At 60.7% G+C, this 23587-nt stretch carries 24 protein-coding genes, 1 tRNA gene and 1 pseudogene; 18 read left to right on the top strand and 8 right to left on the bottom strand.

Features of this window, described 5'->3' with window-relative positions:
• Positions 1–302: 302 nt before the first annotated feature.
• Together M1B34_RS21725 and M1B34_RS21730 are read left to right on the top strand one after the other, a co-directional pair.
• Positions 303–974: a response regulator gene (locus M1B34_RS21725; protein ID WP_123336305.1), complete on the top strand. Its 672-nt coding sequence runs from the start codon at positions 303–305 to the stop codon at positions 972–974.
• Entirely contained in the window at positions 967–2352 is a 1386-nt protein-coding gene (locus tag M1B34_RS21730; RefSeq protein WP_123336303.1) for a sensor histidine kinase, read from the top strand. The genes M1B34_RS21725 and M1B34_RS21730 overlap by 8 nt, the downstream gene beginning before the upstream one ends.
• A gap of 31 nt (positions 2353–2383) precedes the next feature.
• Here M1B34_RS21730 and M1B34_RS21735 read toward each other — a convergent pair whose 3' ends face one another.
• Together M1B34_RS21735 and ygfZ are read right to left on the bottom strand one after the other, a co-directional pair.
• Positions 2384–3205: an HDOD domain-containing protein gene (locus tag M1B34_RS21735; protein WP_123336301.1), complete on the bottom strand. Its 822-nt coding sequence runs from the start codon at positions 3203–3205 to the stop codon at positions 2384–2386.
• 39 nt (positions 3206–3244) lie between these two features.
• On the bottom strand, positions 3245–4186 hold the full coding sequence (gene ygfZ / locus M1B34_RS21740; protein ID WP_268266190.1) for a CAF17-like 4Fe-4S cluster assembly/insertion protein YgfZ: 942 nt from the start codon (positions 4184–4186) through the stop codon (positions 3245–3247).
• A gap of 150 nt (positions 4187–4336) precedes the next feature.
• Between ygfZ and M1B34_RS21745 the strand changes: the two genes are divergently transcribed.
• Together M1B34_RS21745 and M1B34_RS21750 are read left to right on the top strand one after the other, a co-directional pair.
• On the top strand, positions 4337–4591 hold the full coding sequence (locus M1B34_RS21745; protein ID WP_123336297.1) for an FAD assembly factor SdhE: 255 nt from the start codon (positions 4337–4339) through the stop codon (positions 4589–4591).
• Positions 4575–5027, top strand: a complete 453-nt coding sequence (locus M1B34_RS21750; protein ID WP_268266191.1) for a protein YgfX — start codon at positions 4575–4577, stop codon at positions 5025–5027. The genes M1B34_RS21745 and M1B34_RS21750 overlap by 17 nt, the downstream gene beginning before the upstream one ends.
• On the opposite strand, the gene nadB is transcribed toward M1B34_RS21750, so the two are convergent.
• Positions 4996–6612, bottom strand: coding sequence for an L-aspartate oxidase (gene nadB / locus M1B34_RS21755; RefSeq protein ID WP_268266192.1), 1617 nt, complete (start codon positions 6610–6612; stop codon positions 4996–4998). The two genes, M1B34_RS21750 and nadB, sit on opposite strands and share 32 nt — an antisense overlap.
• A gap of 568 nt (positions 6613–7180) precedes the next feature.
• On the opposite strand from nadB, the gene rpoE reads away from it, so the two are divergent.
• The 4 genes from rpoE to M1B34_RS21775 all read left to right on the top strand — a co-directional run bounded on the left by rpoE (position 7181) and on the right by M1B34_RS21775 (position 11019).
• Positions 7181–7762 (top strand): RNA polymerase sigma factor RpoE/AlgU, encoded by a 582-nt coding sequence (gene rpoE, locus M1B34_RS21760; RefSeq protein WP_007930230.1) that lies wholly within the window; start codon positions 7181–7183, stop codon positions 7760–7762.
• Between the two features lie 31 nt (positions 7763–7793).
• Positions 7794–8381: an RseA family anti-sigma factor gene (locus tag M1B34_RS21765; protein WP_268266193.1), complete on the top strand. Its 588-nt coding sequence runs from the start codon at positions 7794–7796 to the stop codon at positions 8379–8381.
• Positions 8382–8389: 8 nt separating this feature from the next.
• A complete protein-coding gene (locus M1B34_RS21770; protein WP_123336290.1) occupies positions 8390–9346 on the top strand; it encodes a MucB/RseB C-terminal domain-containing protein in 957 nt (318 codons plus the stop codon).
• A gap of 245 nt (positions 9347–9591) precedes the next feature.
• Complete coding sequence (locus M1B34_RS21775; RefSeq protein ID WP_123336286.1) at positions 9592–11019, top strand: DegQ family serine endoprotease; 1428 nt, start codon at positions 9592–9594, stop codon at positions 11017–11019.
• 76 nt (positions 11020–11095) lie between these two features.
• Here M1B34_RS21775 and M1B34_RS21780 read toward each other — a convergent pair whose 3' ends face one another.
• A complete protein-coding gene (locus M1B34_RS21780) occupies positions 11096–12529 on the bottom strand; it encodes a M48 family metalloprotease (RefSeq protein ID WP_123336284.1) in 1434 nt (477 codons plus the stop codon).
• A gap of 228 nt (positions 12530–12757) precedes the next feature.
• Between M1B34_RS21780 and M1B34_RS21785 the strand changes: the two genes are divergently transcribed.
• Positions 12758–12997 (top strand): sulfurtransferase TusA family protein, encoded by a 240-nt coding sequence (locus tag M1B34_RS21785; protein ID WP_123336282.1) that lies wholly within the window; start codon positions 12758–12760, stop codon positions 12995–12997.
• A gap of 40 nt (positions 12998–13037) precedes the next feature.
• A complete protein-coding gene (locus M1B34_RS21790; RefSeq protein ID WP_123336280.1) occupies positions 13038–14108 on the top strand; it encodes an AI-2E family transporter in 1071 nt (356 codons plus the stop codon).
• A 42-nt stretch (positions 14109–14150) separates the two neighbouring features.
• Here the strand turns inward: M1B34_RS21790 and M1B34_RS21795 are convergent, their stop codons facing one another.
• Positions 14151–14624 carry a peroxiredoxin gene (locus tag M1B34_RS21795; protein ID WP_123336278.1) on the bottom strand — a complete coding sequence of 158 codons (474 nt, stop codon included), beginning with the start codon at positions 14622–14624 and terminating at the stop codon, positions 14151–14153.
• 10 nt (positions 14625–14634) lie between these two features.
• Positions 14635–15194: pseudogene (locus M1B34_RS21800) on the bottom strand (glycine cleavage system transcriptional repressor).
• A 325-nt stretch (positions 15195–15519) separates the two neighbouring features.
• Here M1B34_RS21800 and dapA point away from each other — a divergent pair.
• From dapA to M1B34_RS21840, 8 genes are all read left to right on the top strand, one after another.
• The gene (dapA, locus tag M1B34_RS21805) at positions 15520–16398 is read left to right on the top strand and encodes a 4-hydroxy-tetrahydrodipicolinate synthase (protein WP_268263243.1); all 879 of its coding nucleotides are present in this window, start codon (positions 15520–15522) and stop codon (positions 16396–16398) included.
• Positions 16399–16415: 17 nt separating this feature from the next.
• Positions 16416–17531: an outer membrane protein assembly factor BamC gene (gene bamC / locus M1B34_RS21810; RefSeq protein WP_123336271.1), complete on the top strand. Its 1116-nt coding sequence runs from the start codon at positions 16416–16418 to the stop codon at positions 17529–17531.
• 4 nt (positions 17532–17535) lie between these two features.
• Positions 17536–18294 carry an MBL fold metallo-hydrolase gene (locus M1B34_RS21815; RefSeq protein ID WP_268266194.1) on the top strand — a complete coding sequence of 253 codons (759 nt, stop codon included), beginning with the start codon at positions 17536–17538 and terminating at the stop codon, positions 18292–18294.
• Between the two features lie 28 nt (positions 18295–18322).
• Positions 18323–19036, top strand: coding sequence for a phosphoribosylaminoimidazolesuccinocarboxamide synthase (gene purC, locus M1B34_RS21820; RefSeq protein ID WP_123336267.1), 714 nt, complete (start codon positions 18323–18325; stop codon positions 19034–19036).
• An 83-nt stretch (positions 19037–19119) separates the two neighbouring features.
• Positions 19120–19209: transfer RNA gene (locus M1B34_RS21825), tRNA-Ser, on the top strand.
• Between the two features lie 338 nt (positions 19210–19547).
• Positions 19548–20024, top strand: a complete 477-nt coding sequence (locus tag M1B34_RS21830; protein WP_425273531.1) for a GAF domain-containing protein — start codon at positions 19548–19550, stop codon at positions 20022–20024.
• A 159-nt stretch (positions 20025–20183) separates the two neighbouring features.
• A complete protein-coding gene (locus M1B34_RS21835) occupies positions 20184–21122 on the top strand; it encodes a LysR substrate-binding domain-containing protein (RefSeq protein ID WP_123336263.1) in 939 nt (312 codons plus the stop codon).
• A gap of 129 nt (positions 21123–21251) precedes the next feature.
• Positions 21252–21614 carry a 5-carboxymethyl-2-hydroxymuconate Delta-isomerase gene (locus tag M1B34_RS21840; protein ID WP_123336261.1) on the top strand — a complete coding sequence of 121 codons (363 nt, stop codon included), beginning with the start codon at positions 21252–21254 and terminating at the stop codon, positions 21612–21614.
• An 18-nt stretch (positions 21615–21632) separates the two neighbouring features.
• Here M1B34_RS21840 and M1B34_RS21845 read toward each other — a convergent pair whose 3' ends face one another.
• Positions 21633–22568 (bottom strand): LysR family transcriptional regulator, encoded by a 936-nt coding sequence (locus tag M1B34_RS21845; protein ID WP_268266195.1) that lies wholly within the window; start codon positions 22566–22568, stop codon positions 21633–21635.
• Positions 22569–22662: 94 nt separating this feature from the next.
• Positions 22663–23574, bottom strand: coding sequence for a DMT family transporter (locus M1B34_RS21850; protein ID WP_268266196.1), 912 nt, complete (start codon positions 23572–23574; stop codon positions 22663–22665).
• Positions 23575–23587 lie beyond the last annotated feature (13 nt).

Here is a 23587-nt window from a genome sequence, read left to right on the forward strand (position 1 = left end):
ACCAGGGCGGTGTGGCTGAGACGGGAAAAACGCGCAGGCTGGCTAGCCTGAGGTTGCATGGATGGCATCCAGTGGTACTCCGTTATTGTTCTTATTTGGCGAAAACGCTTCGAGGCGTTTTTCGATTGGCCACTCGGGGTGGCCACGGCAGTCGGGACTGTCCGTGGAGCGACTCTAAAGGGCCAACCTTTCGCTAACCTTTCAGCTGGCTTTCACGGTTTTCGGGCTTCACAGCGACGGTTGCGGCTGTAAACTCCGCGGCAAAGAGTGGCGTCGATGCCCCCTGAACGAGGTAAAAACCCATGCGTGTCCTGCTCGTTGAAGACCATCTGCAGTTGGCCGAAAGTGTCGCCCAGGCCCTGAAAAGCACGGGCCTGACCGTGGATGTGCTGCACGATGGCGTGGCGGCAGACCTGGCGCTGAGCAGCGAGGAGTATGCGATGGCGATCCTCGATGTGGGCTTGCCGCGCATGGATGGCTTTGAAGTGCTGGCGCGCTTGCGCGGGCGGGGCAAGAACCTGCCGGTGTTGATGCTGACGGCCCGCAGCGATGTGAAGGACCGGGTTCACGGCCTCAACCTGGGCGCCGATGATTACCTGGCCAAACCTTTCGAACTCACTGAACTCGAGGCGCGGGTCAAGGCCCTGTTGCGGCGCAGTGTGCTCGGCGGCGAGCGCCAGCAACGTTGCGGGGTACTGGCCTACGACCTGGATACCCGGCGCTTCACCCTGGGCGACGAGTTGCTGACCCTGACGTCCCGCGAGCAAGCGGTGCTTGAGGCCCTGATTGCCCGGCCGGGTCGGGTGATGAGCAAAGAGCAATTGGCCTCCCAGGTGTTTGGTCTGGATGAAGAAGCCAGCCCCGACGCGATCGAAATCTACGTCCACCGCCTGCGCAAGAAGCTCGACGGGCATGCCGTGGCTATCGTCACCTTCCGCGGCCTGGGCTACCTGCTGGAAAGCCGCGATGCATAAGCCCAGCAGCCTGCGCTGGCGGTTGTTGTGGAACCTGGCGCTGCTGCTGGTGGTGCTGATGCTGGCCAGCGGCTTGAGTGCCTACTGGAATGGGCGCGAAGCTGCCGACACGGCCTACGACCGCACCTTGCTGGCGTCGGCGCGGACCATTGCCGCGGGCCTTTCGCAACGGGACGGCGGCCTCAGCGCCAATGTGCCCTATGTGGCCCTGGACACCTTCGCCTACGACAGCGCCGGGCGCATCTACTACCAGGTCAATGACATTCACCAGCAGTTGATTTCCGGCTACGAAAACCTGCCAGGCCCTCCGCCGGGCACACCACGCACCGACGATTACCCGGCATTGGCGCGTTTCTACGACGCCACTTACCAGGGGCAGAATGTGCGGGTGGTGAGCCTGCTCAAGGCGGTCAGCGAGCCGAACATGAATGGCATGGCTGAAATTCGTGTGGCTGAAACCGACGAGGCCCGTGTGGCCATGGCCCGTAGTCTGATGGCCGATACCTTGTTGCGCCTGGGCATGTTGGCGGTTGGCGCCCTGGTGCTGGTGTGGTTCGCAGTCAGTGCGGCGCTGCGCCCCCTGGAGCGTTTGCGCGGTGCGGTAGAAGAGCGTCAGCCCGATGATTTGCGGCCCTTGCCCCTGGTGGAGGTGCAACGTGAGTTGTGGCCGCTGGTCCGGGCGTTGAATCACTTCACCGAGCGTTTGCGTGGGCAGTTTGAACGCCAGGCGCAGTTTATCGCCGACGCGGCCCATGAACTGCGCACGCCTCTGGCGGCGCTCAAGGCGCGGCTGGAGTTGGGGCTGCGTGCCGAGGACCCGCCAACCTGGCGGGCAACCCTGGAGAGCGCGGCCCAAGGCACGGACCGCCTGACTCACCTGGCCAACCAACTGCTGTCGCTGGCGCGGATCGAAAACGGCGCCCGGGCGATTGCCGAAGGCGGCGCGCAGTTGCTCGACCTCAGCCAACTGGCCCGGGAGCTGGGCATGGCGATGGCGCCCTTGGCCCACGCCCGTGGCGTGGCGCTGGCCCTGGAAGCCGACGAGCCGGTGTGGCTCAAGGGCGAGCCAACCTTGCTCAATGAACTGCTGAGCAACCTGGTGGATAACGCCCTGGCCCACACGCCTTCGGGCGGCAATGTAATTTTGCGGGTGTTGCCACCGGGTGTACTGGAGGTTGAAGACGATGGGCCGGGCATCCCGCTGGAAGACCGGGATCGGGTGTTCGAACGCTTCTACCGGCGTAACCAGCAAGTGGCCGGGTCTGGGTTGGGCTTGGCGATTGTGGGGGAGATTTGTCGTGCCCATCTGGCCCAGGTCAGCCTGCATGACGGCGAGCTTTCGGGGCTGAAGGTGCGGGTGAGTTTTAACGGCGGCTAGCAGCCCGGGCGTTCCTTGCCCGAGTGCCCTTTTAGTAAAACATCGAGCGAGATTCTTCGAGGTCCTGGCAGCCCTGGAGGTTTTCCGGGTCAATCCCCAGTTTCTTGAACGCCGGCACATTGCGGGCGTCGATGCGGCCCAGGGGATGGTCGCAATCCTTGTGGCAATACAGGGTGGCTACCTGGACCAGGTCCACGTAGTCGATCTGTCGGGATTGGCGCTGAAAATCCAGGTATTTCAGGGGAATCGTCACCAGTTGCTCGGGAAAGTCCCAAACCTTGAGGAGTTTTTCACCGAGCAGCGGATGAATGTTCTCGATCACATGGTCGAGGCTGACCGGGTCGGCCAGCAGCTCGTAGTGGTCTTCGGCATACGTGAGGATCGGCAGTACGCCGATCTGGTGCACCAACCCACCCAAGGCGGCCTGGTCGGGCTTGAGCTGTGAGTAGCGGCGGCACAGGGCGTAGCTGACACCGGCGACTTCCAGGCTTTTGTGCCAGACATCGTGCATCTTCTGCGCAACCACGTCGGAGCGGGCGTGAAAAATCTGCTCCATGACCAGTCCGATGGCCAGGTTGCTGCTGTAGTTGATGCCCAGGCGGGTGATCGCGGTGTAGAGATCGGTGACTTCCTGGGTCGCGCGTAGCAATGGGCTGTTGACCACTTTGATCAGGCGTGCGGACAGTGCGGTATCGCGGCCGATCATCTTGCTCAGGGCGCTGACGCTGATCTCCGGGTCTTCGGCGGCCCGGCGAATCTGCATGGCCACTTCCGGTAACGTTGGCAGAACCAGGTCATCGTTATCGATGGCCTCAACCAAATCCTGTTGGACCTTATCCGCCAGATTGTTCATGTATGTTCTCTAGGGTGACGCTATCAAGGTGCAGCTATATCAACGCTGGATCTCGCGATCACGGTCCAGTTGGTAAGGCAGGTCGAGCAATTGCAGGGCAGGGCCCTCGAGGCTGGCGAGATGAATATCGGCGGCTTCCACGGCTTCGGCCTGCAACACCGCCAAAAGTTCGATCTGTTGTTCGGCGTGGGCGGCGAGCACCACTTCACCCACCGCGCTGTTGTGGCTTGGAGCGAACAGCGGCGTGCCCGGCGCGGGTAAATCCCCGGCGGCCACGGTCAGCCGATACAAGCGACGCTTGAGTTTGCCGAGGTACTGCATACGCGCCACGATTTCCTGGCCGGTGTAGCAGCCTTTCTTGAAACTGACGCCGCCGATGGCTTGCAGGTTGAGCATCTGCGGGATGAACAACTCGCGGGTGGTGGGCATGACCTGGCCAATGCCGGCGCGGATCTGCCCCAGCAGCCACGGGTTCAGGTCACTTTCAGCCAATTGGCTGGCCAGGCGGGTGCGCAGGCTGTCGGCTTGATCGGCCGGGGCCCAGAGTTCGGCGCGCTGAGGGGAAACCCGCACTGCGATCAGGCCACCAGCCCGGGCCACGGCGCCATCGGTTTCCGGCAGCTCCAGCCCCAGGGCGCTGAGGCTGGCATCCGCCTGTTGCAGGCCGAAGCGCACCCAGTTGGCACTTTCATCACTGAGCTTGGCCTTGGAAAACACGGCGTATTTTTTCAGGTCCGCCAGTTGCGGCTCCAGCAGCTCGCTGGCCATGGCCAACAGGCAGCCGTCGCCCTCGAGCAAGATGCGGAAGCTGGATTGCATGCGGCCTTTCTGGGTGCAGCGGGCGCCGAGGCTCGACTGGGATTCGCTCAAGTAGTTGAGGTTGCAGGTCAACTGACCCTGAAGGAATTTGCTGGCGTCGGGGCCGCGGACGGCGAGGACGCCTTCGTGGGACAGCGTGCAGAAAAAAGCGGAATCAGCCATGGGTCATCGCAGGGTCAAAAAGTCTGGTCGCCATCATAAGGGGGCGCCCTTGAAATGGGTAGTTCACAAAGGACCGGTGGTGGCCGACCAAAGCCGACTGTTCTCGTGCCCTTCGGCCTGTATACTTGCGCTCTATTTGAGGAGCGCTCCATGGTCGAAGATGTTGAACTGAACCGCCTCTACTGGCACAGCCGCCGCGGCATGCTTGAGCTTGACGTGTTGCTGGTGCCCTTTGTGAAAGAGGTCTATGCGCATCTCAATGAGGTGGATCGCGAATGCTACCGCAAGCTGCTTGAGTGCGAAGATCAGGACATGTTCGGCTGGTTCATGGAGCGCAGCGAATCGGAAGATCCTGAGTTGCAGCGCATGGTTCGCATGATCCTGGATCGTGTCCAGCCCAAGTAACGCGTTTGAATGCCGCTGGCGGGCCTCGCGGCACTTGCTGGCGGCGTATCTCCTGGCCCAGCTGTTCGCGCTGGGCACTCTGTTGATCCTGAATGCACCGCCCTGGGCCTGCCTGCTCGGCATTTTGCTGTGCCTGGCGCATGGCGCCTGGGTCTTGCCGCGGCAGATTCTATTGACTCACCCTCGGGCTTTCCGTGGGTTGCGGCGCACTGCCGACGGCTGGGAGCTGTGGAATGCGGCAGCAGGCTGGCAGGCAGTGCAGTTGCGCCCTGACAGCCTGGCCTTGCCATTGATGGTGGTGCTGCGTTTTCGTGTGCGCGGGGAGCGCCGGGTGCGATCAATCTGTGTGCCCGCCGGCTCGCAGGCGGCGGATGTGCATCGCCGCCTGCGGGTACGACTCAAGTTCAGTCGGCGTAGGTGGGCGGCACCAGAATAGTGTCCCGGGCCTCGGCCAGCATCTGCGGGTAATCGAGGGTGTAGTGCAGGCCGCGGCTTTCCTTGCGTTCCATGGCGGAGCGAATCATCAGCTCGGCCACCTGGGCCAGGTTGCGCAACTCGATGAGGTCACGACTGACCTTGTAGTTGCTGTAGAACTCATCGATTTCGTCCAGCAGCAAGCGAACCCTGTGCTGGGCTCGTTGCAGGCGCTTGTTGGTGCGCACGATGCCGACGTAGTCCCACATGAATCGCCGCAGTTCGTCCCAGTTGTGCGCAATGATCACGTCTTCATCGGAATCGGTGACCTGGCTGGCGTCCCAGGCGGGCAGGGCTTCGGGGATGGTCACTTGGGACAGCTGTTCGAGGATGTCGCTGGCCGCGGAACGCGCGTAGACAAAGCATTCGAGCAATGAGTTGCTAGCCATGCGGTTGGCGCCGTGGAGGCCGGTGAAGCTGGTTTCGCCGATGGCGTAGAGGCCCGGCACGTCGGTGCGGCCATGTTGGTCCACCAGCACGCCGCCGCAGGTGTAGTGGGCTGCCGGCACCACTGGGATCGGTTGCTTGGTGATGTCGATGGAAAATTCCAGGCAGCGCTCATAGACCGTCGGGAAGTGGCTTTTGATAAAGGCTTCCGGCTGGTGACTGATGTCCAGGTACACGCAGTCGATGCCCAGGCGCTTCATTTCATGGTCGATGGCACGGGCCACAATGTCCCGTGGCGCCAGCTCGGCCCGAGGGTCGAAGCGTTGCATGAAGCGTTCGCCGTTGGGCAGCTTCAGGTGCGCGCCTTCGCCCCGCAGGGCTTCGGTGATCAGGAAGCTCTTGGCCTGTGGGTGATACAGGCAGGTGGGGTGGAACTGATTGAACTCCAGGTTCGCCACCCGGCAGCCAGAGCGCCAAGCCATGGCGATGCCATCCCCGCAGGCGCCATCCGGGTTGCTGGTATAGAGGTAGACCTTGGCGGCGCCGCCGGACGCGAGAATCACGAACCGTGCGCCAAAGGTATCGACCTCGCCCGTGCCGCGGTTGAGCACATAGGCACCCAGGCAGCGGTCGCCGTCGAGGCCCAGGCGTTTTTCGGTGATCAGGTCGACAGCGACTCGTTGCTCGAGCAGTTCGATGTTCGGGCGTTGCCGAGCCTGGCTCAGCAATGTCTTGAAGATCGCCGCGCCAGTGGCATCGGCGGCATGGATGATGCGCCGATGGCTGTGGCCGCCTTCGCGGGTCAGGTGAAACTCGAAGGTGCCGTCGACATTGCTGCCGTCTTCATCGCGGGTAAACGGTACGCCCTGATCGATCAGCCACTGGATGGCTTCGCGACTGTGCTCGACGGTGAAACGCACCGCATCTTCGTGGCACAGGCCGCCGCCAGCATTGAGGGTGTCAGCGACGTGGGATTCGATGGTGTCAGTATCGTCCAGAACGGCAGCGACACCGCCCTGGGCCCAGAATGTAGAGCCATTGGCGAGGTCGCCCTTGCTCAATACCGCAATGCGCAGATGATCGGGAAGGGTCAGTGCGAGGCTCAAGCCGGCAGCGCCGCTGCCAATCACCAGTACATCGTGTTGAAACTGTTGGCTCATTTCAGGATTCCGCTCAAAGCGACCCGGGTCGGGGGTGGCGCAAGAAGCCTGGATCGGCGAGTCAAGGCAGCCACACAGCCCACTAGTATATAGAGGGGGGGATCGGCACAATAGCGAGCCTTCGTGGCATTGTGAAACTACGGTGACCAAAAGAGTGGTTCGTGTCCGCCGCTTCGTCGGGATCAATTGCCTGCTTGTGTCGGTGATCTGACGACTGTATCGAAGATGTAGCAGTCTTTTTCTCTTCTCGGTTACACAATGTTCGTTCTGCACGGCTATAAAGATTGGGAACTTTTGCCAAGTGCCCAAGCTCAATAGAAGGTTGCCTGAAAGAAGGGACAGCGTCGGCTTTATGCAGCATTTGTGTTGCGGTCATTGCCGCTGAAATCGACGACAGGATTATTCGCGCAGCCGGCCCAGCCCGCGCTGCGTTTTTCGTGCGTGCCGGATCAGAGCCCGCAGGAAACTTGCTTGGAGGGGGAGAACTTTTGCGAAAAGCCCGAGTCTATGTTTGCAAGCCTGATCGATTAGCAATGCAAGCCTCCTCCGAGCTTATCGAGGAGTGTTCATGCTAACCCAGGAAGAGGATCAGCAGCTGGTCGAGCGCGTTCAACGCGGTGACAAGCGAGCGTTCGATCTGCTAGTGCTGAAATACCAGCACAAAATTCTCGGGTTGATCGTGCGTTTTGTGCACGACACCCATGAAGCCCAGGATGTCGCACAAGAAGCCTTTATCAAGGCTTACCGTGCACTTGGTAATTTCCGCGGTGACAGTGCGTTTTATACGTGGCTGTATCGTATCGCCATTAACACGGCGAAAAACTATCTGGTTTCACGCGGCCGTCGGCCGCCGGATAGCGATGTCAGTTCTGAGGATGCAGAGTTCTACGATGGCGATCATGGCCTCAAGGATCTCGAGTCGCCGGAGCGTGCATTGCTGCGGGATGAGATCGAAGGCACCGTCCATCGAACCATCCAGCAACTTCCAGAAGATTTGCGTACAGCTTTAACTTTACGTGAATTCGATGGTCTGAGTTACGAGGACATTGCGAGCGTCATGCAATGTCCGGTGGGTACCGTGCGCTCCCGGATTTTCCGCGCTCGGGAAGCCATCGATAAAGCCCTGCAGCCGTTGTTGCAGGAAACCTGAGACAGCGGCGACAGCCAAGAGAGGAACCGCCATGAGTCGTGAAGCCCTGCAGGAATCGCTGTCCGCGGTGATGGATAACGAAGCGGACGAACTGGAATTGCGTCGGGTATTAAATGCCGTTGACGAAGTGGAAACCCGTGAGACTTGGGCTCGTTATCAAATCGCCCGGGCGGCCATGCACAAGGAATTGCTGCTTCCACGTCTAGACATTGCCGCCGCCGTTTCTGCTGCGCTGGCTGATGAAGCCGTGCCGGCTAAAGCGTCTCGCGGACCATGGCGTAGCCTGGGTCGCCTGGCGGTTGCAGCATCGGTGACGGTGGCTGTATTGGCAGGTGTTCGCCTGTACAACCAGGACGAGATCGCTGGTGTCGAATTGGCTCAGCAGTCCGGTCAGACAACCTTGGCGGCTCCGCAAGTCAAAGGCCCTGCTGTATTGGCCGCCTATAGTGAGAGTTCGGACACCACCGGTCCAATGGCCAATGGTGTATTGCAAGGTCAGCCAGGCTGGCACGATCAGCGTCTGCCAAGCTACCTGCGTCAACATGCTCAGCAAGCGGCCCTTAAAGGCACTGAAAGCGCTCTGCCTTACGCCCGCGCGGCGAGCTTGGAAAACCGCTAAGGAGGATCATGCGCGCCATACCTCTACTTTCGCTTCTGCTTAGTGGCTGGTTTGTTGTTCCAGCCCATGCCGATGAAGCCCAGGATTGGTTGCAGCGTCTTGGGCAAGCCGAGCAGCAGCAGAGCTTCCAGGGCACCTTCGTTTATGAGCGCAACGGTAGTTTTTCGACCCATAACATCTGGCATCTAGTTCAGGATGGTAAGGTCCGCGAGCGCTTGATTCAGCTCGATGGATCCGCTCAGGAGGTCGTGCGTGTCGATGGGCGTACTCAGTGCGTCAGCGGCACGCTGGTAGCGGGTTTGGGCGATGCTCCTGATTCCTCGGCGCGAGCCCTGGATCCGAAAAAACTCAAGAGTTGGTACGACCTCGCCGTCATCGGAAAATCCCGTGTGGCGGGTCGCGAGGCTGTGATCATCTCTCTGACGCCGCGCGATCAGCATCGTTACGGTTTCGAATTGCACTTGGATCGTGAGACCGGATTACCCCTGAAGTCGTTGCTGTTGAACGACAAAGGGCAGTTGTTGGAGCGTTTCCAGTTCACTCGACTGGACACTGCAGATGTGCCGCAAAGTAGCGAGCTGCAACCTAGCTCTGACTGTAAGGCGGTCACATTGGAAAGTGACAAGGCTTCCGCGGTGAAAGCTGCTCAGGTCTGGCATTCGGACTGGCTTCCGCCTGGCTTTGAACTCACCAGTAGCACGGCCCGCAAGGATCCTGAAACCCGAACTATCGTTAACAGCCTTCTGTATGACGACGGTCTGGCGCGTTTCTCCGTATTCCTGGAGCCACTCAATGGCGCCACGGTGACGGACACTCGAACCCAATTGGGGCCAACCGTAGCGGTTTCGCGGCGTTTGACCACGCCCGAGGGGGAGATGATGGTGACGGTGGTTGGCGAGATCCCTATTGGTACTGCTGAGCGTATTGCCTTGTCGATGCGCTCCGACGCTACCGCCAAGCAGTGAGCGCTGATTTAGCGCTCGGCAAGCCTTTGTTGGTTGTGTAAGAGGACAGTGATGTCGACTCCACAATTGAGAAGATGAAATGTTTGGTCAGCAATTTCATTTGCAAAATCCCCTTTATTTTTCTATAGGTCAGAGCCCCTCGGTTCTGGCCCTGTTCGCCGTTCCTGGAGCAAAAGTACCTGCGCATTCAGCACGGTGTTTTTTGCCCCATATCGCTTAATCACGCTCGTAGTAACGGGAGTCGTATGTCGATACCTCGCTTGAAGTCTTACCTTTCCATTTTTGCCACCGTGATAGTGCTCGGTCAGGCGGTGTCGGCCCAGGCCGCTGACTTGCCTGACTTCACTCAGTTGGTCGAGCAGGCGTCGCCCGCCGTGGTAAACATCAGTACCACGCAGAAGTTGCCTGATCGCAAGGTCTCCAACCAGCAAATGCCGGATCTGGAAGGGTTGCCGCCGATGCTGCGGGAGTTCTTTGAGCGGGGCATGCCTCAGCCACGTTCGCCTCAGGGCGGTCGCCAGCGTGAGGCGCAATCCCTGGGTTCGGGGTTCATCATCTCCTCCGACGGCTACATCCTCACCAACAATCACGTGATTGCCGACGCGGATGAAATCCTTGTGCGTCTGGCTGACCGTAGTGAGTTGAAGGCCAAGCTGATCGGCACTGACCCGCGTTCCGATGTGGCGCTGCTGAAAATCGACGGCAAAGACCTTCCGGTCCTGAAGTTGGGTAAATCCCAGGACCTGAAAGCTGGCCAATGGGTTGTCGCCATCGGTTCGCCGTTTGGCTTTGACCACACTGTGACCCAAGGTATCGTCAGCGCCATCGGCCGCAGTCTGCCGAATGAAAACTATGTACCGTTCATCCAGACCGATGTGCCGATCAACCCGGGTAACTCCGGCGGTCCGTTGTTCAACCTGGCGGGTGAAGTGGTAGGGATCAACTCCCAGATCTACACCCGTTCGGGTGGCTTCATGGGCGTTTCGTTCGCCATTCCGATCGATGTCGCCATGGACGTTTCCAACCAACTGAAAAGCGGTGGCAAAGTCAGTCGTGGCTGGTTGGGGGTGGTTATTCAGGAAGTGAACAAAGACCTGGCCGAGTCCTTCGGTCTGGACAAGCCGGCCGGTGCGCTGGTGGCACAGATTCAGGATGACGGCCCGGCAGCCAAGGGTGGCTTGCAAGTGGGTGATGTGATCCTCAGCCTCAATGGCCAGCCTATTGTGATGTCGGCCGATTTGCCCCATCTGGTGGGTGCACTGAAGGCTGGTGCCAAGGCCAATCTGGAAGTGATTCGTGAGGGCAAGCGCAAGAACGTTGAGCTGACCGTGGGCGCGATTCCTGATGAAGACAAGGAGTTGAGTGCGTTGCCCAAGTCCGGTGTCGAGCGCAGCAGCAACCGCCTGGGTGTTGCCGTGATTGAGCTGAGCGATGAGCAGAAGAAGTCCTTCGACCTCAAAGGCGGCGTGGTCATCAAGGAAGTGCAGGATGGCCCAGCCGCGCTGATCGGCCTGCAGCCTGGCGATGTGATCACTCACCTGAACAACCAAGCCATTACATCGGCGAAGAACTTCACTGAGATTGCTCAGGCATTGCCGAAGAATCGTTCGGTGTCCATGCGTGTATTGCGTCAGGGGCGAGCCAGCTTTATCACCTTCAAACTGGCTGAGTAACCTGTCCGACGGGTATCTGACCCCATGAAAAAGCCCGCCTTGAAAGAGGCGGGCTTTTTTGTGGGCGCTTGAACCGTCAGCGCATCATGTCTTTGACCATTTGCTCCTGGTCCATCAGCTCGCGTTGGCGAGCATCAATACGTGAAGACAGCGGGAAGTTGCTGCCGGCGCGGCGTTTGGCGAAGTCGAGCTGCTGGATGGCCTGGCGATAGTCGCCCACCAGGGCAAAGTATTCGGCTCGAGCCTGGTGCAGGCCAATGATGTTGCCGGACAGGCCGCGGGTCTCGGCCACCGAATACCAGACGTCCGGATCGTCCGGGCGAGTCTTGAGCAGGCTCTCCAGGGCTTTTTCGGCGTCGGCCGGACGGTTCTGCTTGAGCAGCAAGTCGACGCGCATCTGGTTCAGCGGGTAGTTGCCGGGGTACAGGGCAATCATGCGCTCCGTGCGCGATTGGGCATCCGCCAGGCGACTGTTGGCGATGTCCAGTTCGATTTGCGCCAGGTTGTAGGTGATGTCATTCGGCAGCTTGGCCAGCAACTGTTTGAGGTTGTCTCGGGCGTCGTTCCACTGGCTGCCTTTGATCTGGGCAATGGCCAGGCCGTACCGGGCCACGTCATTTTTCGGGTTTTCGTCGAGCTGGGCGCGAAAGCGCTTGGCGGCCAGGCCCGGGGAGTCTTCATAGGTCAATTGCACCCGCGCGCGTATCAGCTGGTAGCGCATGCTGTCTTCGGTGCCGCCGAGTTTGGCCTGCTCGGCGCGGTTGCGGGTGTCGGCGATACGGGATTCGGTCACCGGGTGAGTGAGGAGGAATTCTGGTGGCTTGGCGTCGAAGCGGTATTGGCGCATCAGGCGTTCGAACATGGTCGGCATGGAGCGCGGGTCGTAGCCGGCTTTCTCCAGGTTGAGGATGCCGATACGGTCGGCTTCCTGCTCGTTCTGTCGAGAGAAGCGCCGCTGCTCCTGGATGGCCGCCGCCTGGGTCCCGGCAATAGTGGCGATCCCGGCGTCGCCGGCACCGGCGGCGGCGATCACGATACCGGCCAGCAGGGCGGCCATCATTGGCACCTGCATCCGCTGTTGGGCTTCAACGCCACGGGCAAAGTGGCGTTGCGAAAGGTGAGCCAATTCGTGAGCCAGTACCGAGGCGTACTCGCCTTCGGTCTGGGCGTTGAGAAACAGCCCGCCGTTAACCCCGACAATCCCGCCAGGGGCGGCAAAGGCGTTGAGTTGTGGGCTGTTGATCAGGATGAACTCCAGGCGCCGGTCATTGACCTGACTGGTTTCCACCAGTTTATAGACGCTGGTTTCGACGTAATCCTTGAGTTGCGGATCGTTGAGCTGCGAAACCTGGCTACGCAGAAGGGCCAGCCAGGCGCGGCCCAGTTGGTATTCCTGTTGCGGCGAGACAATGGCAGAACTGGCGTCGCCGAGTGACGGCAGGTCGTCGGCGAAGCCCGGTGAGGCGAGCAGGCAAGCGAGCGTCAGCAGGGTAGGGCGCAGAAAAGTCATGCACAAAGCCTTAGTCGACAAAGGCTCTACTGTAGCTGGACACTGGGTCCGGGACCAGACGATTGGTGTGAAAACTGCGCGGCTAAAAGTGCTTTCTCAAAACCCTGGGCGTCTGTTTATGCAGCCTCAGGAAAATCGCCGTGCTACCGCTCGTTGATTGGCTCGCTACATGCCGAGTGACCTTGCAGGGTATTCTAGGCGCCTTGAAAACCGGACCGGAGTGACCCAATGATCGACGCTGTAGAGCATGACGCCGAGCTGGATGCCAGCGGTTTGAACTGTCCGTTGCCGTTACTCAAGGCCAAGCTGGAGCTCAACCGCCTGGCCAGCGGAGCCGTGCTCAAAGTCATTGCGACGGATGCTGGGTCGCAGCGCGATTTCCGTACCTTTGCCCGCCTGGCTGGCCACACCTTGCTGCGTGAAGAAGACGAGGCGGGGGTTTATCGTTACTGGCTGAAGAAGGCCTGAGTGCAGGCTGCTCTTTGCCACCTCTCTTTAAGGAACATTGATGTTCAAAGTGTTACGCGACTGGATTCAGCGCTACTTCTCCGACGAGGAGGCCGTGGTGCTCGCGGTGCTGTTGTTCCTCGGCTTCACGGCGGTGCTGACACTCGGCGGCATGCTCGCGCCGGTATTGGCGGGCATGGTGCTGGCCTACCTGATGCAGGGGTTGGTGGTCAGCCTGGAGCGCTTACGGGTGCCTGCCGGTGCGGCGGTGGGGCTGGTGTTCGCCCTGTTCATGGGGCTGTTGTTGGTGTTTATCCTGGTGGTGGTGCCTTTGCTTTGGCATCAGTTCGTAACCTTGTTCAACGAATTGCCGGGCATGCTCGCCAAGTGGCAATCCTTGCTCCTGCTGCTACCGGAGCGCTATCCCCACCTGGTGTCCGACGAGCAGGTGCTGCAAGCCATTGAGGCTGCGCGGGGGGAGATCGGCAAGTTTGGCCAGTGGGCGCTGACGTTCTCTCTGTCCAGCCTGCCTTTGCTGGTCAATATCATGATCTACCTGGTGCTGGTGCCGATCCTGGTGTTTTTCTTCCTCAAGGACCGGGCGATGATCAGTCGCTGGGTGCGTGGCTACCTGCCTCGTGAGCGCGCGTTGATCACTCGGGTGGCTCAGGAAATGAATCGGCAGATCGCCAACTACATTCGCGGCAAGGTGATCGAAATCGTCATTTGTGGTGGCGTCACCTACATCGCCTTCGTGGCGCTGGGGCTCAACTACGCGGCGTTGCTGGCGCTTTTGGTCGGGCTTTCGGTGGTGGTGCCCTATGTCGGCACCGTGGTGGTGACCGTGCCGGTGGCGCTGATCGCCTTGTTCCAGTGGGGCTGGAGCGATCAATTCATTTACCTGATGGCGGTCTACGGGATCATCCAGACCCTGGACGGCAACGTCTTGGTGCCGCTGCTGTTTTCGGGGGCAGTGAACCTGCATCCGGTAGCGATCATCTGTGCGGTGTTGTTGTTCGGTGGGCTGTGGGGCTTCTGGGGGATATTCTTTGCGATTCCCCTGGCCACCCTGTTCAAGGCGGTGCTGGATGCCTGGCCGAGAAAAGAGCCGGTGGTCGCGCCTCTGCTCTAAAGGCAGCAGGGCGGCTGGCTCAGCCGCCCTGTCATGTCGTCATCAGGCCTTGTTCAGCGCCTGGGCGGCGGCCAGCACGGCATCGACGTGGCCTGGCACCTTCACACCGCGCCATTCCTGACGCAGGACGCCGTCCTTGTCGATCAGGAAGGTGCTGCGATCCACCCCCAGGTATTCCTTGCCGTAGAGTTTCTTCAGCTTGATCACATCGAACAGCTGGCAGACGGCTTCGTCCTTGTCGCTGATCAGCTCGAAAGGAAACTCCTGCTTGCACTTGAAGTTCTCGTGGGACTTCAGGCTGTCGCGGGAGATACCGAAAATCTCGGTATTGGCCGCCTGGAATGCCGCGTATTGATCGCGGAAACCCTGGCCCTCGGTGGTGCATCCCGGAGTGCTGTCCTTCGGATAAAAGTAGATCACTACCTGTTTGCCCTTCAGCCCCGAAAGGCTGACGGTTTGCCCGCTGGTGGCAGGGGCCTGGAAATCGGCAACGGCTTGGTCGATGGCAACGGCCATGGGGGCTTCCTTACATTGGGTTCTGTGGGCGCCAAGGTTCGATCAGGGCATCGAGGTTCATGGCATCGGCGAAATCCAGAAACTGGTCACGCAGCCAACTGATCTGGGTGCGGCCGGCAAGGTCACGGTAAAGGTGGCGTTGAGCATGGTGCCGCCGGTTTGCGGTGCCAGGTAGGTGTCGCACGTGAGGTTTTCCAGCTCGACCTGGTGGTCGATGAAGAACTGGCACAGCTCGTTGACGATGTCCGAGCGGTAGGCCGCGCTGACATAGGCCACATAAGGCAGGGCCTGGGGACGGTTTTCCAGGGCAGCGCTGCGCACCACGTTGACCGTGAAGGCGTGTTTCTTGGCCAGGAACGGCAAGCCGCTTTCCAGGCGCGCCAAGGCGTCCCAGCTGCCGGAAATCTGCAAGACCAGCGCGCTGCATTCGCCATGACGAGTCAGGCGGGAGGTCACCACGGCGCAGCGGTTTTCATGGCTGGCGCGGCACAGGACGTTTGTCAGCTCCATGGGGTTGGCGCCGAGGGCACTGATAACAAGGAATTGTTCGCGGACTGTGGGGGTGGACATGCAGCATTCCTAAAGCGATGAGCGGTCGATACTTTTCGCAAGCCAGTGTCCGGTCAGCGCGTCGTACGGATTTCAGAGCCCCTGAACCAGGCGGTTGCAACAAGCCCCTGAGCAGCGAGGGCGCAGGGTGGCAACGCAGGAATGGGGCTTTGGGGGCCGAACGGGCGGGCTGGAGGCCGGTGTACCAGCTTATCGGTAGCGATCAAAGCCTGAAGGGTAGCGAAAACCATCGCTCAGGGGAATGCTCACGGCGCTGGACTTCGCTTGTGCAAGCATCTTGGCGCCAGTACCATTACCGCTCTCTTTTTCCGGCAGGAGCGGTTGCATGATTGCGGGCAGTATGGTGGCACTGGTCACACCCATGGATGCACAGGGTCGTCTCGACTGGGACAGCCTGAGCAAACTGGTGGACTTCCACCTGCAAGAGGGCACCAACGCCATCGTGGCGGTCGGCACTACCGGTGAATCGGCCACCCTGGATGTCAACGAACACATCGAAGTGATTCGTCGCGTGGTCGCTCAGGTTGCAGGGCGTATCCCGGTGATTGCCGGCACAGGCGCCAACTCGACGCGTGAAGCGATCGAACTGACCACCAATGCGAAGACCGCCGGCGCCGATGCATGCCTGCTGGTAACTCCGTACTACAACAAGCCGACCCAGGAAGGCCTGTATCAGCACTTCCGCGCCGTTGCCGAGGCGGTGGACATTCCACAGATCCTCTACAACGTGCCAGGCCGCACCGCGTGTGACATGCAGGCTGAAACAGTCATTCGCCTGTCCACCGTGAAAAACATCATCGGTATCAAGGAAGCCACCGGCGACCTGCAGCGGGCCAAGGACATCCTGGCCGGCGTGAGCAGCGATTTCCTGGTGTATTCCGGCGACGACGCCACCGCTGTCGAGCTGATCCTGCTGGGCGGCAAGGGCAACATCTCGGTGACCGCCAACGTCGCACCGCGCGCCATGAGCGAACTGTGCGCAGCGGCCATGGCCGGCGATGCCGCCACTGCCCGGGCGATCCACGAAAAACTGATGCCGCTGAACAAGACCTTGTTCATCGAATCCAACCCTATTCCCGTGAAATGGGCCCTGCATGAAATGGGCTTGATGCCGGACGGTATCCGTCTGCCGCTCACCTGGCTCAGCGCAGCCTGTCACGAACCGCTGCGGCAGGCCATGCGCCAGTCCGGCGTACTGGTTTAATTGAGGAAGTACTACGCATGAAGCGAATGGCCGGACTTTCCGCACTTGCCTTGATTATCTCCAGCACCAGCGGCTGCGGTTGGATTTGGGGTCCGGAAGGTTATTTCCGCGACCGCGGCAGTGATTACCTGCAAGCGCAACAAACCGCTCCGATGCAACTGCCACCGGACGTCAGCACGGCCAAGCGCCTGGATCCCCTGCTGCCGATCCCACGCAACGTGGCGGATGACAATGTCAAGGGCGAGTACATCGTCCCGCGTCCGCAGCCACTGTCGGCGATGGCCGATGCCAGCGACTACACCCTGCAGAAGAGCGGCGACGCCCAGTGGGTTCTGGCCCAGCACTCGCCGGCGGAAGTCTGGCCAGTGGCCGTGCAGTTTTTCCAGGACAACGGTTTCCGCCTGGATGAGCAGCGCCCGCAAACCGGTGAGTTCACTACCTCCTGGCAGCACCCTGACGAGCTTTCTGCGTCGGTGGCCAAACGCCTGAGCAGTGCTGGTGTGTCCGGCGACAGCGAGGCCCGCGTGCGGGTGCGCATCGAGCCTGGCGTGCAGCGCAACACCAGTGAAGTCTATGTGGTCAGCGCCGCGCGCCCTGCCGGCAGTACGGCGGATGTCGAGTTCACCAACCGTTCGGTCAACACTGGCCTGGACGCCGCCCTGGTGGATGACCTGTTGGCCAGCATGAGCCGCAGCGCCGAGAAGGGCGGTTCCGTGTCCCTGCTCGCTGCGCGTGATTTCGATACGCCAAGCCGTGTAAGCCTGAGCGAAGACGGCAGCGGCAACCCAGTATTGAACCTGGGCGCCGACCTCGATCGCGCTTGGTCCAGCGTTGGCCGTGCCTTGGAGCAGGGCGAGTGGCGGGTTGAGGACATCAACCGCAGCCTGGGCCTGTACTACATCAACCTGGCGGAAAAAGCCGAGCGCAAGAACGAAGAACCTGGCTTCTTCGGCAAGCTCTTCGGCAGCAAGCCGGCCAAGGAAGAAATCGAAGCCCGTGCCGAGCGCTATCAGGTTCGTCTGAGCAAGGTTGGCGAGAACGTGCAGGTTACCGTCGAGAAAAACATCAACACCGTGGCGCCCGCCGATGTGGCGCGCAAAGTGTTGGGCGTGATTCAGGACAACCTGGGCTGATCTGATGCGTTTCGCCGTTCTCGGCAGTGGTAGCCAAGGGAATGGCACGCTGATAGCCAGCAATGACACGTACGTCCTGGTGGATTGTGGTTTCTCCTTGCGCGAAACCGAGCGGCGCCTGCTGCGCCTGGGAGTCGATCCCACGCAGCTGAGCGCCATCCTGGTGACCCACGAACATGCCGACCACGTGCATGGCGTGGGTTTGCTGTCTCGGCGCTACAATCTTCCGGTGTACCTCAGTCGCGGTACCTTGCGCGGGATGCGCAAACCTATTGAACCCGCAGGTTTCCTGGCCGGTGGCGAGCAGCTGCAAATCGGTGCCTTGAGCATTGACGTGATTGCCGTGGCTCACGACGCCCAGGAACCGACGCAGTATGTATTCAGTGACGGTGAGCGACGTTTCGGCGTCCTCACCGACCTCGGATCCTACTGCGCCAAGGTGCTGGACGGTTACCGGAACCTCGATGCCTTGATGATCGAGTCCAACCACTGCCGAGACCTGCTGGCTCGCGGTCATTACCCCTACTTTCTCAAGCAGCGGGTGGGCGGCGAACTGGGACATTTGAACAACCACCAGGCGGCGTACCTGGTGTATGAGTTGGGCTGGCAAGACCTGCAGCACCTGGTCCTGGCCCACCTGAGCAGCAAGAACAACCTGCCGCAGCTGGCCCGGCAATGTTTTGTCGACACCCTTGGGTGCGACCCGGACTGGCTGCAACTGGCCGATCAAGATTCAGGGCTCGACTGGCGACACATCGCCTAGCCCACCTACTTAGCAAGCGGAGCCCATCATGGAAAAACGTGAAGAACTCTACCGCGGCAAAGCCAAATCGGTTTACAAGACCGATGACGCTGACCGCTTGATCCTGCTGTTTCGCAACGACACTTCGGCGTTCGACGGCAAGCGCATCGAGCAGTTGGACCGCAAGGGGATGGTGAACAACAAGTTCAACGCCTTCATCATGCAGAAACTCGAAGAAGCCGGTGTGCCGACTCAGTTCGACAAGCTGCTGGGCGACAACGAGTGCCTGGTGAAGAAGCTCGACATGATCCCGGTGGAATGCGTAGTGCGCAACTACGCGGCCGGTAGCCTGGTCAAGCGCCTGGGTGTGGAAGAAGGCTTGAAACTCAACCCTTACACCTTCGAACTGTTCCTCAAGGACGACGCCAAGGGCGACCCGTTCATCAACGAATCCCACGTGGTGGCGTTCGGTTGGGGCACAGCCGAGCAACTGGTACGGATGAAAGAGTTGTCCCTCAAGGTCAACGAAGTCCTGAGCAAACTGTTCGACGACGCCGGCCTGCTGCTGGTGGACTTCAAGCTGGAGTTCGGTGTGTTCAGCGATGGCTCCATCGTCCTGGGCGATGAATTCAGCCCCGACGGCTGCCGCCTGTGGGACAAGGACACCAAGAAGAAGATGGACAAGGACCGCTTCCGCCAGGGCCTCGGTGATGTGATCGAAGCCTACGAAGAAGTCGCCAACCGTCTGGGCGTACCGCTGTAATCGACGCAAGCAACTGATAGCACGGAAAAATTTTGCCCAGGGGCTTCGCTTCGGGCAAAGGTGCTGTTATGATGCGCGCCGTTGGAGAGATGCCAGAGTGGCCGAATGGGACGGATTCGAAATCCGTTGTACTGGCGACAGTACCTAGGGTTCGAATCCCTATCTCTCCGCCATACAAATAAAAGCCCCGTAACTGAAAAAGTTACGGGGCTTTTTTGTGGGCGATATATTTGTCATTCGCGGGCAGCACGCAACGATTTTGCGGTGGTCCTAAGCAAGGTTGTGATTCCACGCGGACTTTGCCCCATTGGGCGCCACCGAACCGAGTTGCAGTCGAAGACCTTGTCGAGGGTTAAGGCAGGTGTTGATCGGCTTGATCAGGTTTCTTCTGGCGTGTTGCAATGCGGCGTTCATGCGATCTTTTGCGAGAGAAAATGGAGGCCTGAAAGTGACAGGGATTAATACGACAGCGGAGCCGTTCAAAGTTAAATCGGCCTTGGGCATCGATCTCCTGACGGCGGAGGAAATAGCCACCATCGCCGAGATCGAGGCCACATCCGATATCCTTACGCAGGTGACGCGCTTGACCTCGCTGCGCTTCGCCGCCATTGCCAAGGTGACTGAGCAGCGCTGGATCGCCTGCGCGGTGCATGACGAATTGCATTTCGGATTGGGGCCGGGGGATGAGCTGATGCCTGAAGCCACCCTGTGCAATGAACTGCGTCAGCACGGCAAGCCGATCATCATCCAGCACGCCAGCGCCGAGCCCGTGTTTGCCCAGCACCCTGTGCCGAAAATGTATGGTTTCGAAAGTTACATCTCGCTGCCCATCGTTTTCTCCGACGGCACGTTTTTCGGGACCTTGTGTGCCCTGGATCCGCAACCGGCCAAACTGCACGACCCTTATCTGCTGGAAACCTTGCAGGTATTTACCCGGCTGATCGCCACCGCTCTGGAGCGGCCACGCCTTGCGCCCACGGCCTCGTAGCAGGGTATGTTTGATGCGAAACAGTGCACGTTGCTCCCCTAGACTGGTTCCCTGACAACGCCCAGTTTGAACCCGAGCGATTCTTCACCCTGAGTCGCATAGACGGCGCCCCCTGGCCTTTCTACACTGCTCGTCGGATGGGGACAGGGGAGTAGGTGGATGAATCGCAATGAATTGCGCAAGGCCGATATCAACTTGATGGTGGTGTTCGAGACGCTGATGCTCGAACGCAATGTCACGCGGGTGGCGGAGAAGTTGTTTCTTGGCCAGCCCACCATCAGTTCGGCGCTCAACCGTCTGCGGGCGATGTTCAACGACCCGTTGTTTATCCGCGTCGGGCACCGTATGGAGCCCACGGCGCGGGCTGAGGAGATTATCCAACACCTGTCGCCGGCCCTGGATGCGCTGTCGTCGGCCCTGAGCCTGACCCACGATTTCGACCCTGCCAGCAGCACCATGACCTTTCGCATCGGGCTGTCCGATGACGTCGAGTTCGGCCTGCTGCCGCCGTTGTTGCGGGCCTTGCGCCAGGAGGCGCCGCAAGTGGTGTTTGTGGTCCAGCATGTGGATTACTGGCGGATTCCCGACCTGTTGGCCTCGGGCGATATCACCGTGGGCATCAGTCAGACCCGCGGCCTGCCGGCCAATGCCAAGCGCAAGTTGCTGCGGCATATCCAGCCCAGCGTATTGCGGGCCGATGCCAGCGACACGCCGCTGACCCTGGATGAATACTGCGCCCGGCCCCATGTGCTGGTGTCCCACACGGCCAATATCAGCGGCTTTGCCGATGAGTGGCTGGCGGATATCGGCCGCAAGCGCCAGGTGGTGCTGTCGGTACCGCAATACAGCTCCTTGCCAGCCTTGCTCGCCGGCACCGACCTGTTGGCCAGCCTGCCGGATTACACGGCGCAGGCCATGGCCGCGTCGGGGCAGTTGTTTTGTGAGCCCTATCCGTTCAAGACCCCGACCCTGGACCTGTCAATGGTCTGGCTTAGCCATGTCGACACCGACCCCGCCGAACGCTGGCTGCGCTCACGCCTGGAAAGCTTCATGAGCGAGCGCGACCTGCTGCCCGATGCCCTGGCCAAGGGGCGTTGAGCGAGGGCTCGGCTGGTCCCCGGCTCCGGACACTGGAAGCGCCGCCCTAGAGCATTCACGGGCAAAACACAGTGGCCGTGCTGTGGTATATCTATCGCCCTTTTTTTCATCACCCTCGGGAGCTCTGCCATGCCTCAGCTGCATATGGAATACACCGCCAACCTGGCACTGGATGCCGACAAAGCCCTGCTGCGGCTCAACCACGCACTGGTGGCGTCCGGGCAGTTTGCGGCAGAGTTCGACATCAAGAGCCGGGCGGTGAAGCACGAGGTGTTCCGTATCGGCACCGGCCAGGGCGAGCGCGGCTTTGTTCACGTCAAGCTGGCGATGCTCAGCGGGCGCTCCCCGGAAATCAAGAAGCAGCTGTCGGAGAGCCTGTTCGCGGTGTTGCAGGACGTGGCTGAATGGCCTGCCGAGATCGCCGTGCAATTGTGCGTGGAAATCCTCGATATCGACCGCGCGTCCTACACCAAGACCGCCATTGGCCTCTGAGGCACAACGCGTCCGGGCCTAGAGGCCCGGTTCGCTGCAGGCCAGCAGCACCTGCTGGCGCAACCAGCTGTTGGCGCTGTCTTGATCGGCGTTCTGGCTCCAGTGCATATCCAGGCTGAACCCCGGCAAGCCGCTGGGGGCCTCGCAATGATTGAACAGCGGCTCCTGAGCTAGCAGGGCTTGGATACGCCGGGGCAGGGTGAGGACGAAGTCGCTGCCGACGATCATCTTCAGCGCTGCGCCGTAGCTGTTGGCTCGGGCGACGATCTGGCGTTTGCGCGCCTGGCGGGCCAGCCAGCCATCCACCATGTTGCTGTCCGACGTCCAGGGCGTGGGGAACACATGGCGCCGTTCGACAAAATCCGCGAGCTCGAAGCGTCCCCCCGGCGGTGAATCCGCCGCGCTGTCCAGGACGCAGAGCAAATCATCCTCCAGCAACTGCCGGGACATCAGGTCCGGGTGATGGCGATGGAAGTCCGGGCCGAAGCCGATCACCAAGTCCAGGCTGCCGTCCCGCAATTCCTGGGCAGGAATCTCGGTCTCTAGCTTGAGCACATTGATGGTCACGGCCAGGCCGGCGCTGTCGAAGGCCTGGAGCAGGCGCGGCAGGATCAGTTGCTCGAAATACTCCGGTGCGCAGAGGTTGAAGGTCACGGCCTGGCGGCTCGGGTCGAAGGCCTGGGCGCCGGCGTGGCAGAGGTTGATGCTGTCGAGAATCTGCCGTACGTGGCTGTACATATTCCTGGCCTTGCGGGTCGGATGCATGCCGGTGCGGGTGTTGATAAACAGCTCGTCCTCGAACCCGGCGCGGAGTTTTTTCAGGCAATAGCTGACAGTGGATTGGCTGACGCTGAGGGACTCCGCCACCTCGGTGACGTTGTTTTGCTCGTACACGGCGACGAACACCATCAGGTCTTGCATATCGAGCTTTCTAAGCAAATTGCTGCTGAGCATCCGTTGTTCTCATTGAGCACCCGGCGCCTGGAGCGCCAACCGGCAGGATGCTAACGCAACACTGCGCCGGGCAACATGCCGGAATGAGCGTCGGTCATGCCCGGACAAGCTGGGGCTGCCGGCTGCCGAGGACCAGGGCCAGCATGCCGAGGGCCACCAGCCCTGCGCCGATCAGTTCCAGGGGCCGTGGTGACTGCCCGAGCCAGAGCCAGTGAAACAGCGTCAGGAGCAAGGTGCTCAGGTAGATGTACGAAATCACCGTGGCGGGGGCGATCACGCCAATGGCCCGGTGCAGCAGCCAGAAGGTCGCCAGGGTGGCGAACAGCGCCAGGTAGCCCAGCCACAACAGGTCGTGGGCGCTCAGCAGGGCACCACTGCGCCAGCCCCCGCTGGCCAGGCAGAAGGCGAACAGAAACAGTGCGCCAAACAGCATGTTCCAGAACGTCATGGCCACCGGGCTGCGCCCCCCGAGGCTGCCGGCCTTGAGGCGCTGGCTCAGGGGCGAATACAGGGCCATGGCCAGGCAGCCGATGCCATACACGAGGATCGGGTAAGGCGCGGGCAGGGCTTCAGGACCGTCACCCTTGAGGATCAGCAGCAAGGCCCCGCCCGCCGCCATCAGCATCGGCAGCAGGCGCTGTTTCTGCCGGGTGCCGGGCAGCAGGAACCCCTCGAAGCACAGGGTCAGCAGCGGCACCAGGGTAAACAAAGTGCCGGTGTTGACCGCCGAGGTGTAGCGCAAGGCTTCGAACAGCGACCCGAAGTACAGCGCCAGCAACAAGCCCAGCAGGGCATGCCCGCGCAGCGCGGCCAGGGTCATGGCCGGTGCACCTTGCAGCCACAGCAGCGGCGCGAACAGCAGGGCGGAAAACAACAGGCGCAAGCCGGTCAGGAGCACCGGGTCGATGGCCGGGTTGACTTGGGCGGCGGCGAAAAACGAGGCGGCTATCAGGACCGCCCACAGCAGCATGCCGAGGTGGGCGTGGGCAAAGTTGGCAGGTTTCATGGCTGTGTCCGGG

The organism is Pseudomonas morbosilactucae (assembly GCF_023241715.1).
Taxonomy (GTDB): domain Bacteria; phylum Pseudomonadota; class Gammaproteobacteria; order Pseudomonadales; family Pseudomonadaceae; genus Aquipseudomonas; species Aquipseudomonas morbosilactucae.

Coding starts and splice junctions, on each gene's coding strand:
- M1B34_RS21725 (WP_123336305.1), top strand. CDS start 303: ATGCGTGTCCTGCTCGTTGAAGACCATCTGCAGTTGGCCGAAAGTGTC.
- M1B34_RS21730 (WP_123336303.1), top strand. CDS start 967: ATGCATAAGCCCAGCAGCCTGCGCTGGCGGTTGTTGTGGAACCTGGCG.
- M1B34_RS21735 (WP_123336301.1), bottom strand. CDS start 3,205: ATGAACAATCTGGCGGATAAGGTCCAACAGGATTTGGTTGAGGCCATC.
- ygfZ (WP_268266190.1), bottom strand. CDS start 4,186: ATGGCTGATTCCGCTTTTTTCTGCACGCTGTCCCACGAAGGCGTCCTC.
- M1B34_RS21745 (WP_123336297.1), top strand. CDS start 4,337: ATGGTCGAAGATGTTGAACTGAACCGCCTCTACTGGCACAGCCGCCGC.
- nadB (WP_268266192.1), bottom strand. CDS start 6,612: ATGAGCCAACAGTTTCAACACGATGTACTGGTGATTGGCAGCGGCGCT.
- rpoE (WP_007930230.1), top strand. CDS start 7,181: ATGCTAACCCAGGAAGAGGATCAGCAGCTGGTCGAGCGCGTTCAACGC.
- M1B34_RS21765 (WP_268266193.1), top strand. CDS start 7,794: ATGAGTCGTGAAGCCCTGCAGGAATCGCTGTCCGCGGTGATGGATAAC.
- M1B34_RS21770 (WP_123336290.1), top strand. CDS start 8,390: ATGCGCGCCATACCTCTACTTTCGCTTCTGCTTAGTGGCTGGTTTGTT.
- M1B34_RS21775 (WP_123336286.1), top strand. CDS start 9,592: ATGTCGATACCTCGCTTGAAGTCTTACCTTTCCATTTTTGCCACCGTG.
- M1B34_RS21780 (WP_123336284.1), bottom strand. CDS start 12,529: ATGACTTTTCTGCGCCCTACCCTGCTGACGCTCGCTTGCCTGCTCGCC.
- M1B34_RS21785 (WP_123336282.1), top strand. CDS start 12,758: ATGATCGACGCTGTAGAGCATGACGCCGAGCTGGATGCCAGCGGTTTG.
- M1B34_RS21790 (WP_123336280.1), top strand. CDS start 13,038: ATGTTCAAAGTGTTACGCGACTGGATTCAGCGCTACTTCTCCGACGAG.
- M1B34_RS21795 (WP_123336278.1), bottom strand. CDS start 14,624: ATGGCCGTTGCCATCGACCAAGCCGTTGCCGATTTCCAGGCCCCTGCC.
- dapA (WP_268263243.1), top strand. CDS start 15,520: ATGATTGCGGGCAGTATGGTGGCACTGGTCACACCCATGGATGCACAG.
- bamC (WP_123336271.1), top strand. CDS start 16,416: ATGAAGCGAATGGCCGGACTTTCCGCACTTGCCTTGATTATCTCCAGC.
- M1B34_RS21815 (WP_268266194.1), top strand. CDS start 17,536: ATGCGTTTCGCCGTTCTCGGCAGTGGTAGCCAAGGGAATGGCACGCTG.
- purC (WP_123336267.1), top strand. CDS start 18,323: ATGGAAAAACGTGAAGAACTCTACCGCGGCAAAGCCAAATCGGTTTAC.
- M1B34_RS21835 (WP_123336263.1), top strand. CDS start 20,184: ATGAATCGCAATGAATTGCGCAAGGCCGATATCAACTTGATGGTGGTG.
- M1B34_RS21840 (WP_123336261.1), top strand. CDS start 21,252: ATGCCTCAGCTGCATATGGAATACACCGCCAACCTGGCACTGGATGCC.
- M1B34_RS21845 (WP_268266195.1), bottom strand. CDS start 22,568: ATGCTCAGCAGCAATTTGCTTAGAAAGCTCGATATGCAAGACCTGATG.
- M1B34_RS21850 (WP_268266196.1), bottom strand. CDS start 23,574: ATGAAACCTGCCAACTTTGCCCACGCCCACCTCGGCATGCTGCTGTGG.